This window comes from Vibrio sp. 2304 (genome assembly GCF_033339475.1).
Taxonomy (GTDB): Bacteria; Pseudomonadota; Gammaproteobacteria; order Enterobacterales; family Vibrionaceae; genus Vibrio; species Vibrio alginolyticus.
On record NZ_JAWOUQ010000051.1, the window covers coordinates 1 to 831 of the forward strand.

Consider the following 831-nt stretch of genomic DNA (forward strand, 5'->3'; position numbering starts at 1 on the left):
TCGCCTCTGACTGCCAAGGCATCCACCGTGTACGCTTAGTCACTTAACCATACAACCCGAAGGAGTTTCGAGTTGATAATCAAATCACCAAAGTTGTCTCTCATTATTTGAATGAGCGAGAGACATTCGATTTTGCCGGACTCATCTCTTTACCTTCATTTTTAGAAAAAATGAAAACAAAAAGCCAAGAACACTTGAATGTGTTTTTTGGTGTTTATCTTTCGATAAACATTGAGAACTTTACAAACAACAATAAATTGTTGTTTTGTCAGCTTTCCAAATTGTTAAAGAGCTATGTTGCTTCACAAGGAAGTTACATTTTCTAAAGACTTTCAGAGTCAAAAATACCAACCAGTATCAATTGCTTGTTCTGGTTTGGACGTTTTATTCCAAAAATACTTAGAGAATGGTGGGCGATACCGGGCTCGAACCAGTGACCCCCTGCTTGTAAGGCAGGTGCTCTCCCAACTGAGCTAATCGCCCACATTGTTTTGATTTCCGTGGAAGGAAATGGTGGGTCGTGCAGGATTCGAACCTGCGACCAATTGATTAAAAGTCAACTGCTCTACCAACTGAGCTAACGACCCAATGGTATCCCGTAGGGGAGTCGAACCCCTGTTACCGCCGTGAAAGGGCGGTGTCCTAGGCCTCTAGACGAACGGGACACTAAGTGAACATCTTGGGGGATGTTCTATCTCTTAAACTTCATAAACCGTATCAATCTGTGTGAACACTCATCGCAATAATCATCGTTTAAGGAGGTGATCCAGCGCCAGGTTCCCCTAGCGCTACCTTGTTACGACTTCACCCCAGTCATGAACCACAAAGTGG

Annotated in this window: 3 tRNA genes and 1 rRNA gene; all 4 read right to left on the minus strand. The window is 43.4% G+C overall.

Features of this window, described 5'->3' with window-relative positions:
* Positions 1–407: 407 nt before the first annotated feature.
* Positions 408–483: transfer RNA gene (locus R7P64_RS24170), tRNA-Val, on the minus strand.
* Between the two features lie 28 nt (positions 484–511).
* A tRNA-Lys gene (locus R7P64_RS24175) sits at positions 512–587 on the minus strand.
* A gap of 2 nt (positions 588–589) precedes the next feature.
* Positions 590–665 (minus strand) — tRNA-Glu (locus R7P64_RS24180).
* Positions 666–754: 89 nt separating this feature from the next.
* A 16S ribosomal RNA gene (locus R7P64_RS24185) occupies positions 755–831 on the minus strand; the annotation flags it as partial.